General features: G+C 44.2%; 12 protein-coding genes. 5 read left to right on the forward strand and 7 right to left on the reverse strand.

Annotated features, from left to right (window positions below; genetic code table 11):
- The first annotated feature begins 1 nt into the window (after position 1).
- A complete protein-coding gene (locus M0Q51_01340; protein MCK9398623.1) occupies positions 2-1,042 on the forward strand; it encodes a hypothetical protein in 1,041 nt (346 codons plus the stop codon).
- Here the strand turns inward: M0Q51_01340 and M0Q51_01345 are convergent, their stop codons facing one another.
- The 7 genes from M0Q51_01345 to M0Q51_01375 all read right to left on the reverse strand — a co-directional run bounded on the left by M0Q51_01345 (position 1,043) and on the right by M0Q51_01375 (position 13,635).
- Entirely contained in the window at positions 1,043-3,310 is a 2,268-nt protein-coding gene (locus M0Q51_01345) for a CotH kinase family protein (protein ID MCK9398624.1), read from the reverse strand.
- A gap of 12 nt (positions 3,311-3,322) precedes the next feature.
- The gene (locus tag M0Q51_01350; GenBank protein ID MCK9398625.1) at positions 3,323-4,285 is read right to left on the reverse strand and encodes a M28 family peptidase; all 963 of its coding nucleotides are present in this window, start codon (positions 4,283-4,285) and stop codon (positions 3,323-3,325) included.
- Positions 4,286-4,335: 50 nt separating this feature from the next.
- Positions 4,336-5,676: a PhoH family protein gene (locus tag M0Q51_01355; GenBank protein ID MCK9398626.1), complete on the reverse strand. Its 1,341-nt coding sequence runs from the start codon at positions 5,674-5,676 to the stop codon at positions 4,336-4,338.
- A gap of 179 nt (positions 5,677-5,855) precedes the next feature.
- Positions 5,856-7,853 (reverse strand): Ig-like domain-containing protein, encoded by a 1,998-nt coding sequence (locus M0Q51_01360; protein ID MCK9398627.1) that lies wholly within the window; start codon positions 7,851-7,853, stop codon positions 5,856-5,858.
- A gap of 84 nt (positions 7,854-7,937) precedes the next feature.
- Positions 7,938-8,999, reverse strand: a complete 1,062-nt coding sequence (locus M0Q51_01365) for an Ig-like domain-containing protein (GenBank protein ID MCK9398628.1) — start codon at positions 8,997-8,999, stop codon at positions 7,938-7,940.
- Positions 9,000-9,030: 31 nt separating this feature from the next.
- Positions 9,031-10,563, reverse strand: coding sequence for a RagB/SusD family nutrient uptake outer membrane protein (locus tag M0Q51_01370; GenBank protein ID MCK9398629.1), 1,533 nt, complete (start codon positions 10,561-10,563; stop codon positions 9,031-9,033).
- Between the two features lie 18 nt (positions 10,564-10,581).
- Positions 10,582-13,635 carry a TonB-dependent receptor gene (locus M0Q51_01375; GenBank protein MCK9398630.1) on the reverse strand — a complete coding sequence of 1,018 codons (3,054 nt, stop codon included), beginning with the start codon at positions 13,633-13,635 and terminating at the stop codon, positions 10,582-10,584.
- A gap of 563 nt (positions 13,636-14,198) precedes the next feature.
- On the opposite strand from M0Q51_01375, the gene M0Q51_01380 reads away from it, so the two are divergent.
- The 4 genes from M0Q51_01380 to M0Q51_01395 all read left to right on the forward strand — a co-directional run bounded on the left by M0Q51_01380 (position 14,199) and on the right by M0Q51_01395 (position 23,533).
- The gene (locus M0Q51_01380) at positions 14,199-15,581 is read left to right on the forward strand and encodes a hypothetical protein (GenBank protein ID MCK9398631.1); all 1,383 of its coding nucleotides are present in this window, start codon (positions 14,199-14,201) and stop codon (positions 15,579-15,581) included.
- Positions 15,582-15,690: 109 nt separating this feature from the next.
- A complete protein-coding gene (locus M0Q51_01385; protein ID MCK9398632.1) occupies positions 15,691-17,499 on the forward strand; it encodes an MFS transporter in 1,809 nt (602 codons plus the stop codon).
- An 86-nt stretch (positions 17,500-17,585) separates the two neighbouring features.
- Complete coding sequence (locus M0Q51_01390) at positions 17,586-20,021, forward strand: beta-galactosidase (protein ID MCK9398633.1); 2,436 nt, start codon at positions 17,586-17,588, stop codon at positions 20,019-20,021.
- A gap of 152 nt (positions 20,022-20,173) precedes the next feature.
- A complete protein-coding gene (locus tag M0Q51_01395; GenBank protein ID MCK9398634.1) occupies positions 20,174-23,533 on the forward strand; it encodes a hypothetical protein in 3,360 nt (1,119 codons plus the stop codon).
- Positions 23,534-23,554 lie beyond the last annotated feature (21 nt).

A 23,554-nucleotide genomic window follows, 5' to 3' on the forward strand; every position in this document is an offset into this window, starting at 1 on the left:
TATGACAAATCGAATCCTTCTCACAATATGGCTTTTTCTTATTATTGCAGCTATCCTGGGCCAGTCCGGTTCCAGTGTTCATTCGCTGTATCAAACTTACAATGAAGACTCTGCGGCATTCGGCCAAAACAAACTGACCATTTATGTAATTCCTGCAACGGTTAAGTATGACTGGAGATCTCCTCGTACCCTCTGTAAGAGTTTTTTCGGGAATTTTAAACGTAACTTTTTTAAAAAAGAAAAATATTTACTCGGGCATGCTTTTGTAGAGTTACAAACTCCTCTTTCATCCGGGAGGATTTTCACCGGCATGCGGTTAGCTTCAGGAAAAGAGCAGCAAAACCTGGTTTTAAAAGAACATTATGGCCTTGCAATACTCGGCGCCGATACGGAAGGCAAACTTGAAACCTGTGCTGACCTCGATAACAAAGTAAAAAAGTATTCCAGGAAAGGGCAATTGGCTTTCATGACATTTTTTATCAGTGATGAAGCAACTGAAAGGCTGCTTCAGTTTTATCAGTCCTATAAAGCAGGTATCGACAGCAACGGTTCTCGTGGTGCGCGCTATGGCGGGGCATTCTGGCCAAGGTATAAAGGAGAAGGTTCCGGCTGTTCAGCTTTTGTTGTTAGTTTTCTCGATATAGCCGGGCTTCTGAAAGAAGAATTCGATGAATGGATTGTTAAGATCAATATCCCCATGGAGCTTATCGGCGGGCCTTATAATAATTTCAATGATGTAAGGCTCAGTGATATAAAAAAACATAAAAGCTGGGCCGGGAATTATAACTCAGATACTGCGAGCTATGAGCATTTTGAAATTTATGATCCAACCCTGATATATGAATGGATACAGGAAAAATGGGAAGAACAAAATTCCCGGTATGATTTGACTTTGACGCCATTGCAATTGAACCAGGCCAGGGGCATCCGGATCGATAGCCGGAACCAGCCACTGCCGGATGAAGAAAGCATTTTCCTGGAACGGGAAAAACCTTCCATCTTTATCGATTATTATCATCAGAAGTTTGCCCGTGGGAATTGATCAAGGGATCATCATCTTCGCCCGGTTTCCCCGGGAATCGACAATCAGGTAAATCCCTGCAGGGAAATGGATGACATCGGCTTTTACTGCTTCGCGGCCATTCCAGACTGTCCTTCCAACTGTATCTGTTATCCTGCCGGTGAATGGCTCCCGGAAATAGATCATCCCGTCTCGTACAGGATTGGGATAGATTAACAGGTCATGCCTGTGAATGATCTCTTCCGGCAGGTTGTTGGCCGTATTGCTGTAGCCCGGGGTAGATTCATTGAAATTGACCCAAGGTAGCCCGCCGTCAGTCTGGCGGCCAATGGAAATATCAGCTATCTGCGGCCCGAAGCTCAAACTATCGAGCAGAAAATAACCGGTTGATGCGGCATCGAAAAGACCAACTTCTTCCCCAGCGGCATCCAGCTTGTAAATGGTATGTGCCGGTCCTTGCCCGGGCTGGTTATCGGCCCAGACGAGGTAGAATCCGCCGGGTTGAAGCGTCACATCAGGCAATCTCCATTTCGATGGATTGTTCATATTGTCGGAAAGATATTTGTCTCCCAGCCATACCGGCTCGCTATCGCCGTTGAAGAGCTCGATCCAGTCGTCATATTCATCATTTTCATCAGCAATGGTGCTGTCATTTGCCGCCATCAATTCGTTGATGAAGATCTGGGGATCTGTTGAAGGCTGAAGCAATTCTACCACCGGATCGCAGGGAAGCAGGGAAGCGTTTTCAAGGTTGTCTGTTGCACTTACCTGCCAGGAAAGCTCAGTATTCATCTGCAACGGAGCAAGGATACAGCCGTAGGTATCGTCTCCCGCTTCGCCATCCGAATGGTTTCCATCATCAAACATCACGCTGTATTGCATCGTGCCATTGTTGATCTTGTATGCCAGCTTCACGGAAGGGACCGGGTTTTCATCTTCAATAAACGCACTGACACTATATGGCAGACCCGGGACTGCAACTGAATGGTTTATGTATTTGATAACAGGATGGATATTATTCAGGTCAAGCTGTTCAATGACCGATGCCTTGCGCGTCTGGATATATGGTTTCAGGCCGTAGGCGACATGTCCGCCAAGAGGCTGGTTGTAGGAATTTATGAAATCGGCAAAACTATAGCCGTAATCGAGCGGGTAGAAAGGATCATCAATCACGTAAGGACTGATCATATTCCTGATCTGGTCGATATGGGCAAACAGGGAATCCTCATCGGCCAAAAGATCCAGAAGCTGCTGCATTTGCCAGGAATACCGGTCACGGATCTCAGGGATTTCTAACAATCTTGTGTACAATGGCCTGACTTCAGTGTCGTGCATCTCCCAGTCATATATGTTCCGGTTTCCCCAGTCGATGCTCATCCAATCGATACCGTATGTGTTATCAAGGTCGTAAGGCATATACTCAAATTTCCCGGTGGCGGTGTTGTGATACAGGTAAAAATTATTCTTGTTGTAGATATATCCATCCCAGTTGCCGGTAATGATATCGGCCGCCATGATTTTCAGGTAGTCCTCGAGGTTAAATATTTTATCGAGTTCACAGGCGAGCTCAGCTAAAGGTGTATTATTCAGGACATCAATAAAATGGGCAATATCCGTATAATCATCTTCTTCGGCATTAGTGATGAGGGTATATGCCCTCCGGTCGCCGGAGGTGTATTTGTAAAGATCGGGGTCACTGCCGAGGTAATCAAGATCGGCCGGCCAGAGGCATTTGTAAAGGTTGCCGTCATTATTGCCAAACCGCGATTGCACAAGTTGTTCATCAATATGCTCCACGATGATATACAGGCCGTAATAATTGCTGTTGATATAAACTTCCGTATGACTGGCGCGGGGCGCTGCAATCCCATATCCGCGAAGTGTTTCCCAGCAAAGGCGGGAGCGGATGATGGAGGGATCATTATGTTCGCCGTTAAGGTTCATTTTTTCCAGGCCATGGAACTTTCGGCCCTGGATGAAGGTGTTAAACGACACCCTGAAAGATTTCTTGAGTGAATAGCGTGATGTATTGCCCCTTAGCTGGAAGCCGACCTCCTCCACGGTATCGAGGATTGTGCCGTTATTAAAAATGAATGAAGCCCGGAAATCGATTTCACTTTCGGGATTATCATAAATAAAAGCCAGCGTATCGGGGTCAATGATGATATCGACCCGGGCCACCAACGAACTGTCGAAGACTGGCATATTTGGCGGAAAGACCGGCTGGGAGAAGGCCACATTAATAAATACCAGGAAGAAGATAATTAGGCAAATGATCGATTTTTTCATAAAGCTAGTTTTTTATTTCTCCGTAAACACAACCTTCACAAGAACTTCCCCCACAATCCGAAGCGTTTTCTTATCGATTTTATCGAAGGTATCGCCGGTAGTATGCCAGTATTCATAAAAGCTGCCATTGGAGGAAGATGGATCGAGATGAATGATGTCGATAGCGGGAACTTTCCGGATCTCGTTGATAAAATAATGGTCGTCGTTGATATAGCCGCCTTTTTCGTCAAGGAAATAATCCTGGTAGCCAAGACCGGCGGCGATGTCCCATACTTTCCTGACCTTATCGGGGGCATAATACATGGAAAACCCTTCCCGGCGGAATTTTGCATCAGAAGCCCCGACCATATCGAGCAAAATGACAAACCTGGCCCGGTAATCTGGAATGTGAGGGTTTTTTGACCAGTACTGCGAGCCCAGTCCCCAGTTTTCATTAGCTTCTTCTGTCTGGCTGTCCTGCGGAGGGCCATAATCTTCCAGGTCAAAAAAGATAATGTCGATACCCACTTTGGGTTGGCTGTCTTTAAGGATCCTGGCTATTTCCAGAAGGACTCCCACACCGCTGGCACCGTCGTTGGCAGCCATAACAGGCTCGTCCCGCCTGGATGGATCGGGATCGTGATCAGCGAAAGGCCGGGAATCCCAATGGGAGCAAAGCATAATGCGTGCCTTGCCAGCCGGATTGAAAGAGGCGATAATATTCTTCCCGGTGAAAACCTGCCCGCTGTAAACGCGTGATTTGAACTCCTGGACCGTCACATGAGGGGTATAAGTCAGCAGTATGTTTTTCAGCCAGGAAGCGCAGGCAGCATGGGCGTTGCTTCCCGGCACACGCGCCCCAAAATCATTCTGAGCTTTGACAAATGCTAAGGCCGAATCGGCATTGAAGGCAGGAATGACAATGGAAGATGTTTCTGAGACCGGTTTTTCAGAAGTTTTTTCCTTCGGCCCTGGTCCTTTACAGTTTACTGACATTATCGTTAAACCGATAAGTACCAAAAAAATCCGTTGACTTATGTTTTTTCTCACAGTAAATCGTTGGCCAGATTCGCCAGCTCGCTCCGTTCGCCTTTTTCCAGCCTGATATGTGCATAGATCGGATGGTGCTTGATCTTGTCGATCAGGTAAGAAAGCCCGTTGCTCTGCGCGTCCAGGTATGGTGTGTCGATCTGGTAAATGTCGCCGGTGAAGATGATCTTGGTGTTTTCTCCTGCGCGGGTGATGATAGTTTTCACCTCGTGCGGGGTGAGGTTTTGCGCTTCATCAACAATAAAGAAAACGTTGGAAATGCTCCGGCCGCGGATAAATGCAAGCGGGGTGATCACCAGCTTTTCACTTTCCAGCGCATCGGTGATCTTTTTAAACTCTTTATCGCTCTCGCTGTATTGGCTCTGGATGAACTTCAGGTTGTCGTACAACGGCTCCATGTAAGGACTAAGTTTGTCCTTAATGTCACCGGGGAGGTAACCAATATCTTTGTTGCTCAGCGGCACAATCGGCCGCGCCAGGTAAATCTGCTTATAATTCTTTTTCTGATCGAGTGCTCCTGCCAGCGCCAGCAATGTTTTTCCCGTTCCGGCAACTCCCTGGAGCGTGACCAGCTTCACCCGCGGGTTGCGGATGGCATGCAGGGCAAATACCTGCTCGGCATTACGCGGGGTGATCTTGTAGGCCTGAGTTTTTTCCACTCTTTCGATTTTTCCGAGAATCGGATTAAAATAGGCAAGGGCCGATGAGTTTCCGTTCTTAAGAATGAAATAATGGTTCGGGATTGGATTTTCAAGGCCTATGTCAATCGGGTCAATCAGGCCTTCGGAATAAAGTTTGTCAATGACGCCCTTATCCACTCCTTCAAGCGTTGACTTCCCTGGGTAAAGCGATTCAAGATCCTGGATCTTTCCCGTTTCATAATCCTCCGCCTGGATATCGAGCGATTTGGCTTTCAGCCTCAGGTTAATATCTTTGGTTACCAGGATAACCGGCCGCAGCGGGTGCTCTGCCTGCATGACCATCGCCGCGTTGAGGATACGATGGTCCGGTTTGTTGCCATCGAAGATCGCACGGGCATCGATAGGGCTTTCGTTCTCGTTCATGATCACCCTGAAACATCCGGCGCCCTGGCTGTCGATCTCTATCCAGTTGGTCAGGGAATGGCTCGCCGAAAGGCGGTCCATGATCCTGATGAACTCCCGCGCCTCGAAATTCTTGGTATCATTGCCTTTCTTGAAATTATCAAGTTCTTCCAGTACTGTGATGGGAATGGCTATATCATTGTCTTCAAAACTGTAAATAGCATTGTGGTTATAAAGAATAACAGAGGTATCGAGCACGAAAATCTTGGCGACTTTACTTTTTTTTCGCGGCATTTATTATAATTTTGAATTTTGAGTTAGCCCCCTCCCTTACTCCCTCCGGATCCCCGTTTTCGCGGGGACCCGGAGGGAAGGGGTGGGGGCTGTCTTTTGTAAAAGTAGAAAATACCCTCAACTTTTTAGGGTATATTTTATTAACAGGTTGTTAATCGACGCTGATTATCTTGCCATCATTAGTACGAAAATCCAAGTTTATCCAACCCTGCCTGAACCTCCGGAGCGCTCATGAACAGGTTCCAGATTAAACCGGTGCGGTAATTCTCAATCATGACGATTTGAGGACCCTGGTCAATGGCGATAAATGAATCAGCCCACCATCCTGCGTGAACGTCAAAAGCATCATAATAGCCATATTCTCCCCAAAGACGGTCACCAAGAATATAGTAGAAAAACCTGATCGCATTCATGGATTGTTGAGGTGAGTACGGAAGAGATGATACAGCGGCAGTCGGCGTAATGACTCCCCTGTCGTTGGTGGGTTCGCTTACACCATAACCCGAGGGAATATCGCTGGCGGTGAGCCCCCAGCAATGTTCACTGTAATTCGGAAATCCTTTTGGATTATCTGTACAGTAGGCCCAGTTAATCAGTGAATGGTTGACGTTCTGCGTCCAGTAATCGGCGTACACATCTGTCAGGTTACGCGGATCAAGTCCCAGGAAAGAGTAGTGCGCAAAAAACAACGGACCACCATAATCATATCCAACAGGAAGTACATAACCGTAAAATGATTTCCCATTCACAATTGCTCCATTACTTGCATAGCCAAGGCGGTAAACCGGTTCAGAGATGGTATAAGTGGGTGAAGAGGCTGCCATGATATAAGTAATAAGTGTTTCATTGTACCCTCGAATCTGGAAATTCATATCCCATCCATAATTTGGTGACCAATGCCAGTAAAGCACATTCTGGCCTCCCCTGGTGTACCAGCTCCATTCGATGCCGTTATAAAGCGCCGTAATCCTGTCGATAAGTTCATTTTCTACCGGATCCCCCGGATCGAGGTATTGCCTCATGGCCAGTAATCCCTGGGCCATGTATGCAGTTTCAACAAGGTCGCCTCCATTGTCTTTTTCTCCAAAAGGTATAACACTTCCCGTGCTTCCATTGATCCAATGTGACCAGGCACCGTGAAACCTGTCACAGGTTTCCAGAAAATCAATGATCTTCTCAAGATGACTGATCCCTTCGGTACGTGTAATAAAGCCTCGTTCCATGCCCACAATCAGGGCCATAACGCCGAATCCTGAACCACCTGATGTAACGATATCACCTGAATTGAATCGCTCACGGGACATCCCGCTTACAGGATGAGCGTAGTCGTAAAAATAGCTGAAGGTTTGCCGTTGCAAAAGAGTAAGTAATTCATCATCTGATATCAGGGGAAATTTGAGCGTTGAATCCACTTCAGTGAAGAATGTGTTGCTGAAACCCTGGAACGAATTTCCGGAAGCCGATTTGAGACTGGTTGAAATTACGAAAGTATACTTCTTGTACCCTTCCAGCTCCTGGGCGCATTCAAGATTTACTTTTTTAAAATCATCCTGAAAGCTTAAATCAAAAACCGGATCACCAGATAAGGTAAACTTAGACCTGCTTTGAGCCGTATCGACCGCTTCAGAGAATTCCAATTCTAAGTGTAACCCTTGACGGCTGACATTATAGAAATTTCCTGACGATGTAAAATCACGGTTATCAATGGTGATCGTCTCGAGTGTAAAAACACCACTGGCCGTTTTAAATCTGTATTCAGTTCCGGAAAACGTCTGCCCGCTGTTTCCTTTCAAAGTTTGTGATATGGTTAAAATATATCGCTTGAGTTTTGTGAAACTCTGTTGATGTTTCAACACGACTGTTTTGTTATCATCAGCAAAGTAAAATTTGATACCAAAAGATACATTATTTTCATCTTTTACCGTAATGCTTTGTTTGGCAGTTATTGTATCTACAGCATCGGAGAAGGTAATTTTTATATCCTGGTTTAGAGGTATATCCGGTACTTCAGCTGCATATTGAAGCTGGATGTCCCCTACATAACAGGACACAACTTCCAGCTTTTTGTTTACCGTTTCAGGTTCTTTTTTGCAGGCCCCATTAAAAATAATTAACGCCATCGCAAAGATCGTGAAAGCCTGAATGACGGGATAGTCTCTTCTAAGATAGATTTTCATTTTTTTACAAGCCTGATAAGCAAAGAAAGAGGGATGAAATACTCTCTCCCTCTTTCTTAAGATATTTGATTTCAGTACATTAAATTACTTTATTGCGTAGAGGCTCTGTACTTCAGCAGCAGAAATTACTCTGGTGAAGATATGCAGTTCATCTATCAAACTCAAATCAGACAAATGATCCCAATAAATTACATTCGGAGCACCTGACATTAATGAAATTGAAGAGCAATCATTCCAATTTATGGGTCCTTCATAATCGCCTTCGACTGAAATTTCTCCGTTTATATAGATTGTTACATGGCTTTCAGAAACTGTAAATGCAATAAACATCCAATCGTCAGTGACATCAAACGAAGGAGGAACGAACCAACTATCGACTGTTCCATTTCCTATGTTAAACCAAAATTTTTGCTTAATCCCGTCTGCTTCCCGGGCAAATCTCAATCCCTTTGTGCGATCCTGCAGTACAATGGTAGTTGGAGGGCTAATCATAAAAATACCAGCACGGTCAGGAATTGCATTTATCTTATACCAGAAAGCAGCGCTTAAATTATCACCAATAATTCCTGCACTGGGGTAAGTAAGATAAGCGTCCTGGGCTCCGGCATAGGCATCATTCAGTTTGCCTGCCGCGAAACCGGGGGTTCCAACAGGGGTAGCGGCATTACCAGTGATAAGATCAAGATAATAACTATCGAAAGGAAAGTACAAAACCTCTCCATCAAGTGGAATGTAAACCGGGGCGGTTATCTTCCTGAAGTTGACCGTTTGGGTTATGCTTTTATCCGTAAGGTCGGTAGCGGTAACTGTCAGTGTATGATCTCCACTGCCCAGGTCGTAATCAAATTTTACATCAGCCCTCCTGTAATCTTTGAAATCAGTGAGAGAACCGATTTCTGTTCCATCTAATTGAAGAATTACCGATTTAAGCTCGACGTCATCTGTTGCCACCAGTTTAATGGTAATCGTAGCTACTTCTTCGGGTGAAACAAATGGTTTCCCCTCGACAGGATAATTGATCACAAGTGTGGGACCTGATACATCAGGTTTTGGCGAGACCGGGATTATAGGGTCAAGACCCTTTTCGCACGATACAGCCAGCACTGTTATCAGAGAACAAATAAACCAGTATTTTATAAGTTTCATGTTTTTAAATTTTAATTGTTCAAATATGCTGCTATTGATCCAGGACAGGCAGTTGGTCTACCTGGTTTTGCGGATAAGGGAGGAAAGTTTTATCTGTTGCAAAGCTTCTTCCATCATAACTCAACTCATCTGTTTTGCCAAGCCTTACCATGTCATAAAAGCGGTTACCCCATTCCATGGCGAGTTCGGCGAACTTTTCATCCATAACCTGGTCATTGGTCACGCCTGACAAAAGAGTCAGACCGGCCCTTGTCCTGACGAGATTCACAGCATCATCTGCCGTACCCGCGTTACCCGATGCTCCCTGCGTAAGGGCCTCAGCATACAGGAGCAGAATTTCAGCATAACGGATGCAAGTGAAGTTCTTATTCGTTCCGTAATCGGTTCTGCCAGGTGTCAGCTGATCGGATGGAAGATAATGTTTTCCGCTGGCAAACAAGGCGCGGGCATAATCATTGATTATATCCCCCGAACGCGTTGTATTAGATATCCAGGCGGGCAAATTCGCATAGTTGGGATCTGTTCTGATCTCAGCTATTCCTCTGTCAGTAAACAATACACTGGTTTCCAGGCGTACAGTCTCACCTCTGTCGAGCATAAATTTGATATATTTCATACTCGGTTCCCAGAATCCCCATCCATCAGCAGAACCAGCTACTTCAGGTGTCCATCCCTGTGGACCAAAGAAGGCATACAGGTAAGCGTAATTGTCACCGGAACCTTGTCCGAGATCGGAATACTGCATCTCCCAGATATTTTCATCATTCAGCTTGCCTTTGATCTTGAAAAGTTCATAAAAATCAGGTTCAAGCAAGAATTTACCTGAACTGATAATCTCACCGGTTGCATCTGCAACGGCCTGATATTCTTTAAGTTCAAGATTGGCAAGAGCCTTCAAGGCATATGCCGTGTATTTTGTAACACCCCCGGGAATGTCGGTGCGCTCGTTGGGTCTTTTTGCGGGCAGGTTCGGGATTGCTTCATCCATCCAAACAGAGATCATCTGCATAATTTCATCCTTGGATGATAATGGTGTGACAAACAAGGCAGATGGGTCTGAACTTGGTGGAACAGGCAAGCTGCCCCACACGCGACTGAGGTGGAATAACCACCATGACTTCAAGACTTTACTTTCTGAAATATACTGATCAGCAAGTGCCTTATCAGAAGCATACTCCTTGTAAAGTGCAACTTGTTCCATGGCCGAGTTGGCGGAGAACATATTCTGATAGTAATTCTGCCACAGCGAATTGTACATCCAGAAATCCTTGTTGTAATTGTACATGTCGGTCTCGGCAAAATCCTGCTGGTCACCAAGTCCCCCTGCATTTACATCATCGCCGCGAACTGCAATTAACGGAAAATCCTCCCACTCGGTGTTATTGAATTCTGCATACGTGCCTATCAGGGGCAGTATCATATTGCTACTGATAGTGTAATCGGTTTCCTCCGTAAATGTTCTGTTTTCAGCAGGATCATCGAGGTACTTATTGCACCCGGTATTACTAAACAGGACAATTAGTGTAAAAGTTATTAATATATAGAGAAATTTATATGGTTTCATAAGTCAAAAGTTTAAAAATTAGAACTTAACATTCAGGCCAACAGTATATATTGCTGCAACAGGATAGGTCTGTGTATCCCAACCGTTGGCAACTTCAGGAGTAAAACCGTTGTATTTGAACAAGGTCAGAGGACGTTCAGCTGTGAATGAAATCCTGGTTTCGGGGAATTGACCTCCCAGCCACTTGCTGTTTTTGATAGTGTAACCTAACTGGATGTTCTGAATACGGAAGAATGATCCGTCATCGACAAAGTAATCGCTCATTTTCTGATTCCAACCTCTGCGCAAACCTGAGGATGACGGATACATGTCGGAAGTTCCCTCTCCATACCAACGGTTTTCTACCAGGTCTGCATCGAGATTTCCGTCAGATATCCAGATGATTTCACCACGCTTACGGTTGAGGATTTTGTTACCGGCCTGACCATAAACGCTGGCAGACAAGTCGAAATTCATGAAATTAATGCTGATGTTTCCACCATACATAAACTTCGGGAAGTACGAGCCCAGGATGACACGGTCATCATCGTCAATTTTTCCGTCTTTGTTTTGATCTACATACTTGAAATCACCCGGAACCAGGCCGTTTTCAATAGCCACCGGATCGGCTTCAATTTCTGCCTGGTTCTGGTACACCCCGGCAACCTCACGGCCGTAGAATGCCATCAAAGGTTCACCAATGTAAGTGCGTTGACGGAATTCGGCAGTTCCACCATCAATGTATTCCTGGCCATAAAGGTCGATGGCCTCATTTTTTAATGTTGAGAAGTTAGCTCCAATGCTATAGCTGAGTTTGTCATTTATTGCCTGGTCGCTCCAGTTGATCGCAAGTTCAATTCCAGAATTTCGAATAACCCCTACAGGTTTTAAGACACTTCCACCTACTGATGGAATAGAAACAGGAATAGCTGCATTCTTGGTATCACGGTTGTAGTAATCGAAATCGGCTGAAAGCTTATTCTTGAGAAATCTTGCAGTGAAACCAACATCAAACTCTTCAGTCAATTCCCATTTGAGCTCCGAGTAATCACTGGAAACAACCGTTCCGGAATAGACAATTCCATTAAGTGTGGTATTTATCACGGTTGTCGTGTAAGCACCGTCACTGGCCTGAATCCGGTCGTTTCCGAGTTGTCCCCAGCTTGCCCGAAGTTTGAAAAAGGGTACAATATCGTTATCCTGCAGGAAATTCTCTTCTGTCATTACCCAAGCCACACCTACGGTGGGAAAATATCCCCAGGTTTGCTGGTATTTGTTGCTGCCGTCAGCACGTAAAGTGGCGTAGAGCAGATACTTTTCACTAAAATTATAGGCAATTCTGCTAAAATAGGACATTCCATACTGCCTTAATCCGTCATCCGATACAGCATCAGCCGGAATATTCAACGACTGATCGATGTACCAGGATTGTTCCTTATCGGTCGGGAAATTTTTGCCTTGTGCAGAAAGCCTCATGAAACCTTCATCTTTAAAGGAAGTACCTGCCATAACAGTCAGATTGTGGTTATGGAAACTTTTATTGAATGTGAGGATATTATCCCAGATATGGTTGTTATAATTGGACAAATTCCGTGTGATTGTTGCATCCGGGTTTTGGAAACTGTTCCCGATGAACCAGGGCAAATTGATAATTCTTTGATCGATTGCTGTGTAGGCGTAATTATAGGTGGTTTTAAAGGTAAGGGTTTTGGGAATAAGATTGAACTCCATGTAGAAATTGGTGAGCAACTTCTTGATTTTCATCAGGTCGATGTTGTAATCCATGCCTGGGAAGGGGTTCTGACCACTCCTGTAACCCAAATCCTGAGCGTTTGAGTAATTTGTTGGTGTCGCCTCAGTATTCATCGTATCGTAGACAGGCATAATTGGAACGGCAAAATAGGCATCGTTCCAGGCGCCGGCCTGATCATTATACTTTAAAGCATTGCTAAAAATAAGATTACCTCCGATGGTAAGCCATTTGGTAGCTTTAATATCTAACTTGGAGCGGAGGTTCATTCTTTCGTACTGATTTTTCATGTTCAGGATACCATCCTGGAAGAAATAATTCGCTCCAACTGAATACCTGGCTTTTTCTGTTCCTCCTGAAAAATCCAGGCTGTGATTGCTGATAGGTGCAAGGTGAAGAATTTCGCTGTACCAATCAGTATTGGGCTCTGGTATATTGGGATCTACCCTGCTTCTTCCGTAACGCTGCATGGCATTCAGGATGAATGTTTCATCAGCTTCAGATCCTGATTCCATGGCCATAATGGTAAACTGTTGTGAGTTGGCCATTTTTACAACATTTTGAGCAACCTGATAGCCGAAGTATCCGTTGTAGGTTATTTCGGTTTTCTGGTTGTAGGCACCTGATTTGGTCTCAATCAACACAACACCATTTGCGGCCCTGACTCCATAAATGGCTGCCGCAGATGCGTCCTTCATCACTGAGATGGACGCTATTTCCGATGGATTCAGGAAGTCGATGTTATCAAAGAACATACCATCAACGACATACAGGGGTGATTCGTTTTCTCTTCCGGGGAATGAGCCGATACCACGGATTCTGATGGTGGGTGAATCACCAGGACCACCATTGGTCACTACCTGCAGACCTGCAACTTTACCCTGCATAGCCTGTAAAGGCTGTGATGCAGGTGTTTTAATAATGTCATCGGATTTGACAGTTGTAATGGATGATGTCAGATCTTTGACTTTTGTACTGCCATAACCAACGACAACCACTTCCTGTAAAGATGTTTTTGAAGGAATTAACTGGATGTTGAATACACTCTGATTGCCAACGGATATTTCCGTTTTTTCGTACCCAACGAAGCTGATAACCAGCGTATTTTCGCCAGGGGGAACCATTAAGCTGAATTTGCCATCCATGTCGGTTATTGCGCCATTGGATGTGCCTTTAATCAATACTGTTGCTCCCGGTAAAGATTCATTCGTCGATCGGTCAGAAACGGAACCACTGATGCTCCTTTCCTGCCCGAATACTGCAGTCCCGGCAATAGCCAGCAAAAGCAATAGCATGCTCTTAAACCAGCCAATTGCTTGTTTTAGTAATAGATGGTTCTTCATAACATTTTTTTTATTGGTTTTATAGTTATTAAGTATTTGGTTGAGAGTTTTTGTGTTTGTGTCCACGCAATCATACTTACTTTGAAATTTAATGGCTCATCATTTATCCAATCTTCATTAAAATTTTTCTAAAAAAAATAACCGGATAATTTAATTAAAGCAAGTGTTTTTCATCATAAAAATAAACACATTTCTTTTAGCTACTGAGGAAAAAAAAAAAAAACTTAGAAAATTTTTATTTCCTTGATCTCGCCCCCAAAAAAAAAGGAAAATGCCATTACCATTGTAAGTCATCATTTATCGTATCCTCTCGCTCACCGGCATACCTTAATTCTTCCACCATCCTGATATTCGTGGATTCAAGCTGGTCGAGGATCGGGTTGTCCATAATGCTTATCGTATCGAAATGGCCGGCGAATAATTAAGAAAGATATAACAATTATTGAACTAAATCGAAAAAATACCGGTAATATTAAATGTATATTTGTATAACCGTGGAAGTGCAGCAGGAGTTGGATAAACTGGGATTTAGTTATTGAGATTAACTAAAAATGAAAAATCATATGAAGATCAGTAAAGCTGTATTGTTTGTGGTTTTGACTTTTACTGCATGTGAACAGCCGCAACAGCTTGTATTCAAATCTCATGGAAAGGTTAATTATCCTTTGACACGAGATGAAGAGATCATGCTCGATTCAATTCAGCAAATGACTTTTCTTTTCTTTCTAAATGAACATCACCCTGGTTGGGGAATTGTAAAAGACCGCACTGCAAGCTGGGCTCCTTCCAGCATAGCATCAACAGGTTTTGGAATTCCATCGTTCGCAATCGGTGCTGAAAGAAATTGGATAACTCGTGAGCAAGCAGCACAGATTACGCTTAATATTCTTAATTTCTTTATCAATTCCGTTCAAAGTCCTGATACAAATGTAACCGGTTACAAAGGATTTTACTATCATTTTCTGAAAATGGATTCCGGCACACGTGAATGGAATTGTGAACTTTCTTCCATAGATACAGGCTTACTCATGATGGGGATTATCTTTGCACGGAACTATTACAACTTAGACAATGAAATTGAAAACCAAATCCGTTTACTTGCAGGAAAATTAATTGACAGAATTGATTGGGATTTCATGGAAATGCCTGCTTCGGGTGAATTTGCTTATACGATTTCAATGGGCTGGACTCCTGAAAAAGGCTTGCATGATATGGGCTGGAGCGGCTATAACGAAGCCCTGCTCCTTTATGTCCTGGCTGCCGGCTCCGGAATGAAAAATGTTGAACAAAGCTACCAATCCTGGCTAAAAAATTATAAATGGTACACACCTTACGAAGGACTTTCGCACGCAGCTTTTCCCCCTTTGTTTGGTCATCAGTTTTCACAGGCATTCATTGATTGTCGAGGCCTGGTTGATGCATTCATGAAGGAGAAAGGGATCGATTACTTTGAAAACTCCCGCCGTGCAACTTATGTTCAACGACAATACGCAATAGATAATCCTCATGGCTGGGTTGGTTATGATTCGCTTTGCTGGGGTGTTACTGCAAGTGATGGCCCTACGGAGAAGTATAATTTTGATGATAAGGAGTTTTTGGGTTATGCAGGAAGAGGAACGAGCGGTCCCGATTACAATTATTTTGATGATGGAACAATTGCACCTTACGGATCGCTTTCATCATTACCATTTGCCCCTGAAATAGTCCTGCCGACCATTAAATCAATTATTGAAAAGTATGGTGAGAAGCTATGGGGCAGATATGGTTTTTATGATGCTTTCAATCCAACAGCTAATTGGATCAATGATGATTTCATAGGCATAGATCAGGGTCCCATGCTGATTATGATAGAAAATTTCCGGACAGGCCTGGTCTGGAATTATATGATGAAAGATCCGGTAATCCAGAAAGGTTTGAACAAACTCGGGTTTACATATTTGAAGTAGAATATTATAAAGAGCCTCACACCCTGCGGGGCTTTCTAAAAATTTTATTAAATGAGTTTCCTGCAGAAGTAGTGATTTATTATTAAGTATTAAATCAATCATTTTCTTTATGAAAGAACAGGAAACAATCACGGTTCAGGGCACAAAACCAGAAGATCGAATTCGTTTTTCACAATTAGCTGCTTATGGCGCCGGAGGCATTATTCCCATTGCCCTCTTCAACATAGCCGGAATACTAGTGGGTTTGATGGGCAATATAAGCCTGGGGCTCAGCGCCTTCTGGCTGGGAGTTATTTTGATCATCCCTCGTTTGTGGGATGCTCTTTCTGATCCCATTATCGGTCATCTTTCTGATAATACCCGGACCCGCTGGGGGCGCCGGCGTCCCTATCTGCTGATAGGCGGAATATTAGTTGCAGTGTGCTTTGTCCTCATCTGGTGGATCCCAAAAGGTGATATGGTGCGTGTCTGGTTCCCGACTGAAACGGGTTTCCATGCGTTTCAGCTGGCCTATATTCTCTTTTCACTCCTGTTATTTTTCACTGCCTGTACTATTTTTGAGATCCCTCACGGTGCCCTTGGTATGGAAATGACTACCGATTACCACGAACGCACCCGTCTTTTCAGCGCCAAGAGTTTTGTCGGCAATCTATTTGCCATGAGCACCCCCTGGCTTTTTGCCCTCGCAAGCATGGAAATTTTCAAGGGCCCAGGAGGCAATGAGGTCGATGGGATGCGTTATGTCTCCATACTTATCGCGGCTATCCTGATTCCACTCTCCTTCTGGTGGTTTTTCACTTTACGCGAACCGGGATTTAAACAAGCTGCAAAGCAGAAAAAAACACCCTTCTGGAAAGATATGAAACACACTGCCAGCAATAAAAACTTTATCATGCTGACGCTGACGATTTTCACGCTGGCCATGGGCTTCAATTTCGTCAACCTGCTCGGGTCATACATTCCTATTTTTTATGTTTTCGGGGGTGACAAAATCGCAGGTGCCTATCTGCTCGGAATCAACGGCACCGTGTGGGCCATCACCGGAGTACTTGCCGTCTTCCCCCTCAACTGGATCAGCCCAAAATTGGGTAAACGGAATACCCTCACTATTGCTATTTTACTCATGTGCCTGGCACAACTCTCCAAGATTATCTGCTATAACCCGGCATATCCTTATTTGATCATTATTCCCACAGTACTGCTTTCTGCCGGCATGCTGTTTTTCTTTACGCTGGGAGCTTCTATGGTTGGCGACATCTGTGACGAAGATGATTTAAAGACAGGGCGTCGCACGGAGGGAAGTTTTTACTCGATATTCTGGTGGTTCATAAAAATGGGAACCGCATTAGCCAGCTTTGTCGCGGGTGCGCTGATCGTATTTACTATGTTTGATGAAACCCAGGTCATAAAAGTGGATGCCTTGCAGGGTAGTATCAGGGTGTTGCGCAGCGAGTTGCAATCCCGGAAAGACGGCAAACCCCAAACAGGAAACTTTGTGGAGTTGATCGGGAAAGCCAGAATGCGTTCAAATGAGCTCATGTCGCACCTGGAAACCAAATCCCTGGAAACCAAAAACAGCAAGGAGCATTATGTAGAGCTTATGCAAAACATTACAGGGGTGGATAACCGGCTTGCAAACTTGAACACAACATTACCTCCGGAATTCCTGGATAAAGAGCTCGACATTATTGAAAACGAAATCGTACCACTCACAAAACAGACACCCTTTACGCTTTTGATGATGCGTGTGGTGGAGATTGGACTGCCACTGTTATTGGGCATCTTTTCGATTTTCTTTATCCTCCGGTACTCTCTGACTGAAAAACGATCTCATGAAATTAAAGATCTTCTCAAGCAAAGAAATATGAAACGTTCAAAAGAAGAAGGAAAAAATGCAACAGAATCAGCGACTGTATAGTATAACCGACGGGTTAACCCGTCGGTTAATTCCATTGAACCCGTCGGTTAGTTCTATTCAAATATTGAAATAAATAAAACCAGAGAATGACTTTTATAATCAAAAAAGATAGTTTTTATCTCAACGGCAAAAAGGTGTTCCTCAATTCAGGGGAAATTCATTATTTCAGGATTAAGCGCGAGCTGTGGGACAAGCATCTGGAAGCAGCTAAAGAGGCCGGTTTAACTACTATCAGCACTTATGTTCCATGGGCATGGCACGAATCAGAGGAGGGCGTTTTTGATTTTGAGGGCAAATCATGCCCGGAACGCGATCTTAAAGGTTGGCTTCAGCGATGCCAGGCTCATGGATTACATTGCATCGTGAAACCAGGGCCATTTATTCTGGCAGAGATCCGGGGGGCCGGACTGCCAGATTGGTTTTTGGATCAATATCGTGACGAGGTCAAGATGCGCAACAGTAAAGGTGAAATAGTTCAAAGTGACGGAGTCAGTCTGTTTAATCAGAAATACCTGGAAAAGGTTACGCTGTGGTATGATCAGATCATGCCGTTCATCAGTGAACGCGAAATATCAGCCGGCGGTCCGGTCATCATGATGCAGATCTGCAATGAGATCGGCGTATTCTCATGGCTGGCACATCAGGGAGACTATGGTCATGCAGTGAAGGATCGTTTCATTTCATACTTATCAGGTAAATTTACCAGTATTGCAGAAGTGAACAGTCTGTGGGGAACAGCTTATCAGGACTTTGCTCATGTGGAACTCCCTCCGGATGGCAAACTTCCCTATGCATCAAAGGGAGACCGCGGCCGTGATTATGAATGGCATTGTTTCTGGAGAACCTATTACGGCGACTATTTGAGAATGCTCACCGGGATGGCAAGGGACAGAGGTGTTAAGGTTCCGTTATTTCATAATCTTCCCGGCTGGATCTATGGACATGGCTATGAATTTCCGGTCAATATCACCATGTACGAAGATTTATTCGGGGATAAGAGCGAGATCTTTTTCGGAGTCGATCATATTCCGGAATTCTCATCATACCGCAATATGCATGATGACCGGATCATTAATGATATAACCTATGCGATGCAGGGGAACAAGCCGCTGTTAGCTGCTGAGTTCCAGAGCGGCTCCCGTGAATATCATGTGGTAACGAATCCACATGAGATGGAACTCTTCTACAAAGCAAGCATTGCCAATGGCCTGACCGGCTGGAACTACTATATGTTCTCACAGGGCCGCAATCCAAGGCGAAGGGGCTATTCCGGGGAAACTTTTTACTGGTTCACCCCGCTCACGCCGGAAGGTAAGCGCACTGGTGCTTTCCCGCTGGTCAAACGCATGAGTAAAATTGTTAAAACCTCTGAAAGCCTTATCGTTGATGCAAAACGTAAAGCCGAGGTATGCGTCCTTTTCTATCCTCCATATTATGCAACGGAGCTGGAACGGCCTGAGGAAGGTGAGTCTGAACTCCAATTCTTGTTCACTGCCATCCGCAGACCGGCCTATTTCGACGGATTGCTGAAAGTGCTCCAGGTCCTTAATATCGATTATGATATGGTTGATCTATCTCAGGCTTCTGCAGATTCATTGAGAAACTATAAACAGGTGTGGGCATTCAGCACGGATGAGATGAATGCCAGGGATCAGCAGACCATTGTTGATTATGCCAAAGCCGGCGGCAATATTGTCCTTTTCCCATATCTGCCTGACCGTGAGATGTCGCAGAATCCATGTACAATCATTCGCAATGCCTTGTCAGTGGAGCCATCCGGAAAGGAAATCATCGATTCGCCATTGATCGATATTTATGACCTGAAAGATATCAAGTGCGCCAATCCACAGATCACCTATTCGGAAGAATCACTCTCCGGAGCAGAAATTATTGCCCGGACTATTAAAGGCACTGCATGTGGATTTACAAAATCTCTCGGAAGCGGATCCCTGGTTCACCTGGGAACCTGGATAGGATTTGACACGGAAGGACATAAACCGGTTTATGAAGCAATTCTGAAGAGATCAGGCGCAAAGCTCAGGCAGGCATCAACCGGCAATGATAATCTCGCTGTAAGAGAACGCTTCACAGATCAAAATTCCGCCGTCCTTTTCGTAGGGAATTACTACAACGAAGAACATTCTGGCAAAGTTACCTATACTCATCCTGAAAGTGGTGAAGCTGTCACAATTCCTTACACGCAGAATGAGATGCTATGGCCGGCATTATACGGTGTATTAACTCCGGTGTGCATGGAAGTTTCTGACGGATTAAAGATCCTGCACAGCACCTCTGATATTCTCGATGTCGCAGAGATTGATGGTCAACTTGAGATTACCCTGTACGGAGATCGTGATCTGGCCGGGGAAATCGTCCTGGAGGGAAAGAATGCTGTGAAGATAAAATCCGCTACAATTAATGGAGTAGAAGTGAAAATGGTTTGTGACAACGAAAGGGTTGTGTTCAATTACAATCATAAGTATAAGGAAGAAGTTAAATTGATTTTTTACCACTCAGGATAAACCTGAATTGAGTAATTCGCGGTAATCTGTGTAAAAAATCAGCGCACATCTGCGAGAAATTTTATAAGGGTTCTCGCGGATGAACGCGGATCAAGGCTCAGATGAACGCAGATTCTTTTAATGTGCTTTTGCAGATTAATATAAGTAATAAGATGTCTGAGAATATAATGAATATCAAGAATCACTTCGGTCTTTCCATCGATTTCCTGGAAAATGGCTCGGTGAAGAGTATAGAAGCTGATCCGATCAGAATAAGCCTCAAAGCGGCAACACCTTTTTCAAGATCAGGAGCAAACCTCTATTGTAGAAAAAGGACAAAACCCTTTGAATACACAGCCCTTTTTGGTCCGGAAAGCAATAGTCGCTTCAAAGCAGGAGAAGATGCGTTTGTTGCTGAAGGCAGCTGGGCTGGCCTCAAATATACATGTTTACTGCAACTTTCAAAAAAGAGCTTGAGCTGGCAGTGGAGTATTGATATTAAAAATATATCTGACGATGCTGTTGAACTGGATTTAATTCATGTACAGGACGCCGGGCTAAAGCCGGTGACTGCCGGGTTGATCAACGAGTACTATGTAAGCCAATATCTTGAACGACGTATTCTTGAAGATAAAAACTATGGTTCTGTTATATGCTGCCGTCAAAACATGAAAGAATCTGTTGGTCATCCATGGTTAATGATGGCTTGTAAAAACGGAGCGACCGCAGCAAGTGTTGATGGCATGCAGTTTTATGGCAAAACCTTCCGGGAAACCGGAATTCCGGAAGGTTTGCTGACAGACAAGCTGGGGGGCGAATATTCCGGGGAATCGTCTGTTCTTGCCTTGCAGGAAAAACCATTTAAACTGGCCGCCGGGGATGATCATAAAAGTGTATTTGTCGCGACTTATTTGCCGGATCACCCGCAGGCCACTACAGATGGTGATTTGAATCGTTTAACCGGCCTTATGCTTGAATTTGATGATCAAATTCCTTATGCAGGTTCGCACGATTTGATTACCCCGGTCAGGAACTTATTTAATTCATCTGCTTTATTACCGGTTGATGATTTAAGTGATGAAGAGCTTAACAGGTTTTTTGATAAAGAGAGGCGTCATTGCGAAGAAGAAAATGGTCAGTTGTTGTCATTTTTCAGCAAGCAAAACAACCATGTTATGTTACGGGCTAAAGAGATAATGGTTGACCGCCCGCATGGAAATATTATGCAAGCTAAAGCAGGGTATGCGCCTGATGAAAATATTGTATCCACAACCTCATTTGCATATGGTGTTTTCAATTCGCATCTTACCCAGGGTAATACTAATTTTAATATTCTGCTTTCCGTTTGTTCCAGCCAGTTTAACCTGGCACTGGAAACAGGGCAAAGGATCTTTGTTGAGGTTGATGGCCGGCAATATTTGCTTGGAGTTCCCTCTGCTTTTGAGATCGGCTTAAATCATTGCCGATGGATATATAAACATGGCGGTTATTGCTTCCAGGTTCGCACCTGGACATCTAAATCCGCCCCACAGGTCAATTTGGACTTCAAAGTGATCAGTGGTAATCATGTTAAGTTGTTAATTACCCATCATTTCGATGAGACTAATGGCTGGAATATTATCCCGGGCAGTACAACCGGTGAATATGTAGCTAGGCCAAAAGCAGATAGTATGATTGCAGGCAAATTTCCGCATGCACAATTCAGGATAATAGTTCATAGTGTTATTGCTGATTACAAGGTTTGTGGCGATGAGGTGCTATATTCCAATAACAAAAGCCAGGCGGGTTCTTTATTTGTCCTCGACATCCGGGAAACATCTGATTTTTGTATGAGTTTTATGGGTGAAGTATGTTCCGTTGCTGAGGCAACTAAAATTGAAGATGCGGATGATCAGTGGTTTTCAGATTGCCAGGATGCCCGGTCTGCCTGGCAGGACTTGTGTTTAAATCTCTCTCTGAAAGGGGATCAGGAAGACATTGCAGCCATCCGGGAAATCCTGCCATGGTATGGCATGAATGCACTTACTCATTTTTTAACGCCTTACGGGTTGGAGCAATTCGGCGGGGCTGCCTGGGGCACGCGCGATGTATGCCAGGGACCGCTTGACTTGCTGTTATGCATGGAGAAGTATGATGCAGCCAGACAAGTATTGCGCATCATATTCTCGAATCAGAATCCGGATGGCGGCTGGCCGCAATGGTGGATGTTCGACAGCTACTCAAATATCCGGGCTGATAGCGCTCATGGAGATATTTTTTACTGGTGTATTATTGCTCTTAGTAACTATATTAAAGTTACCGGCGATCTGAAACTCCTTGATGAGATTTTACCTTATTACCATGAAAATGGTGTTGCCAACGCTGAAAAAACGCCACTCAGCGAACACGTTGACAGGCTTATCAATATGATAGTTGATTCATTTATCCCGGGTACTGCGTTAGTACCTTTTGGCGGCGGTGATTGGAATGATTCCCTGCAACCGGTCAGCAAGGAATTGGCGCAACGCATGATTTCAAGCTGGACGGTTGAAATGAATTATCAGGCCTTTGCGCAATACCAGGTGGTGTTTGAGCAGAGCGGCAATTCAGGAAAAGCTGACGAATTGAAAGAGATCTGTGAAAAGATCAAAGCAGATTTTAACAAATACCTGGTAAAGGATGGAGTAGTTGCAGGTTATGGCCTGGTTGAAGAAGACCGCAGTATCAGTGTGCTGCTACACCCCAGTGATGCTAAAACCAATATCCGGTACAGTATTTTGCCGATGAATCGTGGTATTATCAGTGAAATATTTACAAAAGAACAGGCTCAGCACCACCAGGAACTTATTGAACAGCACCTGAAAGGCCCCGATGGCGCTCGTTTGATGGACCGTCCCCTCAAATACAAAGGGGGTATTCAAACTATTTTTCAGAGAGCCGAAAGCAGTACATTCTTTGGTCGCGAGATTGGCCTCATGTATGTGCATGAACATATTCGCTATGCAGAATCACTGGCCCTTACAGGCAGGGCAGATGCTTTTCTGAAAGCGCTTCGTCAGGCAATTCCGGTTGCATACAGGGATATTGTGCCCTGTGGGGATATTCGCCAGTCAAATTGTTATTACAGCAGTTCAGATGTCACATTTAAGAGTCGTTATGAAGCTGATGAACGATACGATGAAATAAAAACGGGTAAAATTACTCTTAAAGGCGGATGGCGGGTTTATTCCAGCGGTCCTGGCATTTATATCAGCCTGATCGTATCACGATTGCTTGGTTTACGGACTGAATCCGGAAATATAATTATTGATCCTGTAATTCCACATTCTTTAGATGGTTTTTCTGCCTTTATGGATTTTATGGGTCATCCTGTGAGGTTCATTTATGCAATAAAGGAAAGTAATTTTAGCCCCAAAGCTGTTTCCATTAACGGCAAAGCTATTAAGTTCATTTATGAAGATAACAAATATCGCCAGGGTGGGGCAGTTATTCCAAAAGGACAATTTTTAGCCATGTTGGATCAGCAGGATAATATAGTTGAGATACAATTGTAGTGATTCTTTGCGTTAATAATA

It is taken from the genome of Bacteroidales bacterium (genome assembly GCA_023229505.1).
GTDB lineage: Bacteria > Bacteroidota > Bacteroidia > Bacteroidales > JAGOPY01 > JAGOPY01.

Bases quoted from the DNA above. Each gene is read 5' to 3' on its own strand.
- M0Q51_01360 (MCK9398627.1), bottom strand. From the start codon at position 7,853: ATGAAAATCTATCTTAGAAGAGACTATCCCGTCATTCAGGCTTTCACG.
- M0Q51_01395 (MCK9398634.1), top strand. From the start codon at position 20,174: ATGTCTGAGAATATAATGAATATCAAGAATCACTTCGGTCTTTCCATC.
- M0Q51_01350 (MCK9398625.1), bottom strand. From the start codon at position 4,285: ATGTCAGTAAACTGTAAAGGACCAGGGCCGAAGGAAAAAACTTCTGAA.
- M0Q51_01380 (MCK9398631.1), top strand. From the start codon at position 14,199: ATGAAGATCAGTAAAGCTGTATTGTTTGTGGTTTTGACTTTTACTGCA.
- M0Q51_01385 (MCK9398632.1), top strand. From the start codon at position 15,691: ATGAAAGAACAGGAAACAATCACGGTTCAGGGCACAAAACCAGAAGAT.
- M0Q51_01390 (MCK9398633.1), top strand. From the start codon at position 17,586: ATGACTTTTATAATCAAAAAAGATAGTTTTTATCTCAACGGCAAAAAG.
- M0Q51_01365 (MCK9398628.1), bottom strand. From the start codon at position 8,999: ATGAAACTTATAAAATACTGGTTTATTTGTTCTCTGATAACAGTGCTG.
- M0Q51_01375 (MCK9398630.1), bottom strand. From the start codon at position 13,635: ATGAAGAACCATCTATTACTAAAACAAGCAATTGGCTGGTTTAAGAGC.
- M0Q51_01355 (MCK9398626.1), bottom strand. From the start codon at position 5,676: ATGCCGCGAAAAAAAAGTAAAGTCGCCAAGATTTTCGTGCTCGATACC.
- M0Q51_01345 (MCK9398624.1), bottom strand. From the start codon at position 3,310: ATGAAAAAATCGATCATTTGCCTAATTATCTTCTTCCTGGTATTTATT.
- M0Q51_01340 (MCK9398623.1), top strand. From the start codon at position 2: ATGACAAATCGAATCCTTCTCACAATATGGCTTTTTCTTATTATTGCA.
- M0Q51_01370 (MCK9398629.1), bottom strand. From the start codon at position 10,563: ATGAAACCATATAAATTTCTCTATATATTAATAACTTTTACACTAATT.